The organism is Nostoc sp. NMS4 (genome assembly GCF_017115095.1).
In the GTDB taxonomy this organism is placed as follows: Bacteria; Cyanobacteriota; Cyanobacteriia; order Cyanobacteriales; family Nostocaceae; genus Nostoc.
Genome location: NZ_JABXKI010000319.1, coordinates 4,853 through 10,820, shown reverse-complemented (window position 1 = coordinate 10,820; position 5,968 = coordinate 4,853). Strand labels below are relative to the sequence as shown.

General features: G+C 43.2%; 3 protein-coding genes. 2 read left to right on the top strand and 1 reads right to left on the bottom strand.

Going from position 1 to position 5,968, the window contains the following annotated elements; genetic code table 11:
• Positions 1-20 precede the first annotated feature (20 nt).
• Positions 21-3,410 carry a HEAT repeat domain-containing protein gene (locus tag HWQ37_RS29205; RefSeq protein ID WP_292753904.1) on the top strand — a complete coding sequence of 1,130 codons (3,390 nt, stop codon included), beginning with the start codon at positions 21-23 and terminating at the stop codon, positions 3,408-3,410.
• A 173-nt stretch (positions 3,411-3,583) separates the two neighbouring features.
• On the opposite strand, the gene HWQ37_RS29200 is transcribed toward HWQ37_RS29205, so the two are convergent.
• Entirely contained in the window at positions 3,584-4,288 is a 705-nt protein-coding gene (locus HWQ37_RS29200; RefSeq protein WP_292753903.1) for a Uma2 family endonuclease, read from the bottom strand.
• A gap of 421 nt (positions 4,289-4,709) precedes the next feature.
• Here HWQ37_RS29200 and HWQ37_RS29195 point away from each other — a divergent pair.
• A partial coding sequence (locus HWQ37_RS29195; RefSeq protein ID WP_292753902.1) for a HAMP domain-containing protein occupies positions 4,710-5,968 on the top strand: 1,259 nt, incomplete at its 3' end.

The following is a 5,968-nucleotide window of genomic DNA, read 5'->3' as shown; positions in this document are numbered from 1 at the left end:
AAAGAATTGAGCGTTTTATTGTGTATTATATAAAAGAGCGCTTAAAAGTCCTCGGTCAATTGACTACTATGGTTGCAGACCACAGCATAGATTTTCAAAGGTATCTAGAATCTCTGAGCGAGGATGACATATATAGAGATTGGCAAGATTTATACACGCCAACTGATGCCATAGACCGTCAAAGACTTGAACCCAAAAAATCGCGCCGAGGCTTTGAGTTGAGTTTGAAGGTGCAAACAGTACCACAGCAACTAGAAGGTGAAGCACCAGACAGAGAAAAAATTGAACAATTGAATATCCTCGAAGGGTTACGGAAGTATGCACCCGTCCATGTATTGCTAGTAGGAAGACCGGGTTCAGGCAAATCTACAGCTTTAGAACGTTTGTTGTGGGAAGAAGCTCAAAAGGGAAAACAAGGAGAAGCAAATCAGAAAATTCCCGTGCTAGTGGAGTTAAGGCGCTACAAAACTTCGGTGCTGGATTTAATTCGGGACTTTTTGACTCGCTATAACTTAGACCTCAACAGCATAGAGATTGAATCTCTGCTGTTTAGAGGGCAATTTTTGTTACTTGTAGACGGTTTGAATGAATTACCCAACGATGAAGCTAGACGAGATTTAGACGGATTTCGGCAGAAATACCGCCGACTCACGCCGATGATTTTTACTACGCGGTATTTGGGGGTGGGGGGTGATTTAGGTATTGAAAAAAAACTGGAAATGCAACCCCTCACAGAACCGCAGATGCAGCATTTTGTCCGCGCCTATTTGCCAGAGGTGGGTGATGAAATGCTGCGACAGTTGGCTGGACGCTTGCGGGAATTGGCGGAAACGCCGCTGTTATTGTGGATGCTGTGTGAAGTATTCAACTCTGACAAACAAATTCCTACTAGTTTAGGTGTGCTGTTTCGTGTGTTCTCTGGAGAGTATCACAAACTGAAGGGAGATGTACCAATTGCTGAAGGGTTACGTAACTGGCAGGCTGATTTATTGCAGCATCTAGCACTTGTAATGATGCAAGGCGACAATTTGACTGAGTTGCGATTAACTATTCCTAAACAGAAAGCGAGGAATGTTTTAGCAACATTTTTACAGAACAAAGTAGCTTTTAGTGAGAGTTGTGCTAGAGAATGGCTAGAAGATTTGCTCAAGTATCACTTAATTCAATTGCGAACAGATAACGAAATTGAGTTTCGCCACCAGCTAATTCAGGAATACTACGCCGCAGAATCTCTACTCCTACAACTTGATAATGTTAGTGATGAGAAGCTGAAACGGGATTATCTAAATTGCTTGAAGTGGACAGAACCTGTGGCGTTGATGTTAGGGTTGGTGAATAATGAAGGGCAGGCTTTACGAGTGGTGAAGTTAGCCATAGATGTGGATTTGAAGTTAGGGGCTAGGTTGGCACGAGAGTTAAAGCGAGAGTATCAGAAAAAAACAGTCGATTTAATTTTAAAGTTAGACATTCATGAATTACTCAAAGTTGAGTTTTTGGGTATCACTCACTCTGAGGATGCCGTTACTTTTTTAAATAATTCATTGCAGGATGAAGATTCTGATGTTCGTAGGAGAGCCGCAGAGGCGTTAGGAAAAATTAGCAACCAAGAAGCGGTATCTGCCTTAATTAAAGCTTTGCAGGATGAAGATTCTGATGTTCGTAGGAGAGCCGCAGAGGCGTTAGGAAAAATTAGCAACCAAGAAGCGGTATCTGCCTTAATTAAAGCTTTGCAGGATGAAGATTCTGATGTTCGTAGGAGAGCCGCAGAGGCGTTAGGAAAAATTAGCAACCAAGAAGCGGTATCTGCCTTAATTAAAGCTTTGCAGCATCAAGATCCTGTTATTTGTTGGACTGCCACAGATGCGTTAGGAAAAATCGCCAACCAAGAAGCGGTATCTGCCTTAATTGGCGCTTTGCAGCATCAAGATCCTGTTATTCGTTGGACTGCCGCAGAGGCGTTAGGAAAAATCGGCAACCAAGAAGCGGTATCTGCCTTAATTGGCGCTTTGCGGCATGAAGATTCCGATGTTCGTTGGAGAGCCGCAGAGGCATTAGCAAAAATCGGCAACCAAGAAGCAATATCTACCTTAATTGGCGCTTTGCGGCATGAAGATTCCGATATTTGTTGGAGAGCCGCAGAGGCGTTAGGAAAAATCGGCAACCAAGAAGCGATATCTACCTTAATTAGCGCTTTGCGGCATGAAGATTCCGATATTCGTTGGAGAGCCGCAGAGGAGTTAGGAAAAATTGACAACCAAGAAGCGGTATCTGCCTTAATTAAAGCTTTGCAGGATAAAGATTACAATGTTCGTAGGAGTGCCGCAATTGCGTTAGGAAAAATCGGCAACCAAGAAGCGGTATCTGCTTTAATTAAAGCTTTGCAGGATGAAGATTCTGATGTTCGTTGGAGAGCCGCAGAGGCGTTAGGAGAAATCGGCAACCAAGAAGCGGTATCTGCCTTAATTAAATCTTTGCAGGATGAAGATTACAATGTTCGTAGGAGTGCCGCAATTGCGTTAGGAAAAATCGGCAACCAAGCAGCGGTATCTGCGTTAATAAAAACTTTACAGGATGAAGATTCCATTGTTTGTTTTAATGCCGCAATTGCGTTAGGAAAAATTGGCAACCAAGAAGTGATACCTGCCTTAATTAAAACTTTAAAGAGTGAAGATTCCCTTGTTCGTTGTAGTGCCGCAATTGCGTTAGGAGAAATCGGCAACCAAGAAGTGATACCTGCCTTAATTAAAGCTTTGCAGGATGAAAATTCCGTTGTTCGTAAGAGTACCGCAATTGCGTTAGGAAAAATTGCTGGTTCTGAAGTTTTATGTCAAATGTGGGAGTTACAATTAAAAACACCATCATCGGATAAAAGCGATGCAATTTCTAAAATTCAAGAGCGGTGCAAATTTTATAACCATGAAGTTTGTTATTCTGTTTTGAATGAGGAAACAAACAACGCCGATACTTTAACTAGTGTTCTAAGCAAACTTGATAAAACACTCATAACTATGTCAAAAACTCCTAAAAATGATTTTACGGGTGCTACCTTTGGCAACATCACAGGCAGTGTTACAGGAAATATCCAAGGTGATAACATTGGCACTCAAAACAATTACGCGTCTACAAAAGATATTGCTAATTTAGAAACTGTGCTTGAGCAGTTGCTTGAGAATATGGAGCAGGATAAACCGACTGTAATCGATGCTCAACCTATTGTGGCTCAAGCTGTTGAGAGTCATCCAGTACTTAAAAATAGACAAGCGATTGAGCAAGTTATCAAAAATAATCCAACGCTCAAAGTACGTTTGCAAAGAGCAGTGACAGCAGTAGGTATTGAGACTGTAAAGGTTTTATTTGCTCCTGCTGGTATTGCGATTGAAGCGATTAGGGCTTGGAATGAACCTAGCTAGACGTGCCCTCTTAGAGGATGTTTGAAAATTCCTTTTGTTGGTATCAAAAGTTCTAGATCCCCCTAAATCCCCCTTCAAAAGGGGGACTTTGATTCCGGTTCCCTCCTTTTTAAGGGGGGTTAGGGGGGATCAGTAAGTGCAAAGATACAGCTAACCACTTTTCAAACAACCTTCTATTTCTGCAACTGCTGCACAAACGCATTATGTTCCGGTGACTTCAACCCCGCTTGCACCACCTCCAACACTCGCACCATCTGATTGTTTAACAGCGCCTCCACCGCTAACCACAAACCCGGAAACACCTGAGAGCGAATAATTCCATCTGCACTGGGAGATAGCAATCGATAGTCGCCATCAATTAGGCAAAACCATTCAATTTGATTCTCGTAAGATTGCCAGATTACGTACTCCAACACCCCATTACGGCGATAAACCTGCTTTTTGATGCCTGTATTGATCGCAACGCTACTCGCTGCAATTTCAACAATCAATTCGGGTGATCCTTCAATGTAACCGTCGCTGCTCAAACGGGTTTGTCCCCCTGCGTCTGGTTCAATAAACAATGCTGCATCTGGCTGGGGTTCATTGTCTAAATCTAGTCTGACGGTTGGTTCAACGCTTAAGTCAACGCCGGGAGTTAGTGATTGATAGACTCCTAACCAAGTTATCACCCGACTGTGGGGTTTGCCGTGTTGCTCATGTCTTAAGGGAGATGCCACGTAAACGATTCCTTCAATCAGTTCTGCTTTCTTGATATGGGGTGCAGCCGCATAACGCCGTTCAAATTCAGGGCGAGTTAGGCGATGTCTACGACGGGCTACGCCTACGCCACTTTCAAGCGGAGGCAGATGTCTCTGGGCTGAGTACTCTCTAACCATTTGCCAATCCTTGGAGTTGCCGGATACTTCTGACTTTAGCAAACCTCAGTTATCAGTTAGAATTTATTGATTTGCTCTTTCCTCAAATTCCAAAAATCATAAAATGTAATGTTAATTGTCATTGTGTGTTCTACTGTGCAATGGTGTACTCACCCAGGTAGGCATCGCCGATAGTTGATGCTGCATAATAGAGTCCAACTAGCTATTATTAGCTAAGTGATATACCAGATACATCGACGGCAATACCATTTAGTTAGCAGTCTCCATCAACTGCTTACACTCGCACCCATAAAAATTAGTTTGATCCACTTTCTATTCCCTGCTCTCTATTTTGATCCGCATTACCTAAAAGTTATCTCACTAGGTACGGAGTGCAAAAAATACAAAAAATTCCTCAAGAATCAAGATTAAGGATAAGGCTATGACAACCGAACAGTTAACTAGAGACAGCGACAATCTAGATTTAAATCAGCTATTAAGAACGTTGAATGCTGTTAAACAGGGTGACTTCTCGGCTCGGATGCCTATAGATCATACTGGTGTGGCGGGGAAAATAGCTGACACGCTCAATGATATTATTAATCAAAATGAGCGGATGGCGGCGGAGCTTCAACGTATTGGTAATGTTGTTGGCAAGGAAGGCAAAATTTCCGATCGCGCCTCTCTTGGAGATGTTCGGGGTTCTTGGTCAGATTGTGTTGCTTCTGTCAATACTCTAATTACAGATTTGGTTCAACCAACAGCCGAAACTACACGGGTAATTCGGTCAGTTGCCAATGGTGACTTATCCCAAACGATCGCAACAGAAATTGATGGCAGACCTCTCCAAGGTGAGTTTCTCCAAACTGCTAATATCGTTAACACGATGGTAGACCGGCTCGGTTCTTTTGCCAGTGAAGTAACCAGGGTTGCGCGGGAAGTGGGAACTGAGGGTAAATTGGGTGTCCAAGCCGAAGTGCAAGGTGTGGCTGGAACTTGGAAAGATTTGACTGATAACGTTAACCTAATGGCGGGTAATCTCACCGGACAAGTTCGCAACATTGCGGAAGTTGCCACTGCGATCGCAAATGGTGACTTATCGAAAAAAATCACTGTGGATGTGAAAGGCGAAATTCTGGAGTTGAAAAACACCGTTAATACAATGGTGGATCAACTTAATTCCTTTGCAAGTGAAGTGACACGAGTTGCCCGTGAGGTGGGAACTGAAGGGAAGTTGGGCGTACAAGCAGAAGTTAAAGGAGTTGCAGGTACTTGGAAAGATTTAACCGATAACGTGAATTTGATGGCAGGAAATTTAACTGCTCAAGTCCGTAATATTGCGGAAGTAACAACGGCGGTAGCCAATGGCGACCTTTCCAAGAAAATTACTGTTGATGTCAAAGGCGAAATTTTAGAGTTGAAAAACACCGTTAACATCATGGTGGATCAACTTAATTCCTTTGCATCAGAAGTAACACGGGTGGCGCGGGAAGTGGGTGCTGAAGGTAAATTGGGCGGCCAAGCAGAAGTTCGCGGCGTAGCGGGTACGTGGAAAGATTTAACTGATAGCGTGAATTTCATGGCGGGAAGCTTGACGGCACAGGTGCGGAATATTGCCGAAGTGACAACGGCGGTGGCAAATGGCGACTTATCTAAGAAAATCACCGTTGATGTCAAAGGTGAAATTCTGGAGTTGAAAAA

Excerpts from the sequence above, each read along its gene's own strand:
- HWQ37_RS29200 (WP_292753903.1), bottom strand. The coding sequence starts at position 4,288 with ATGGTTAGAGAGTACTCAGCCCAGAGACATCTGCCTCCGCTTGAAAGT.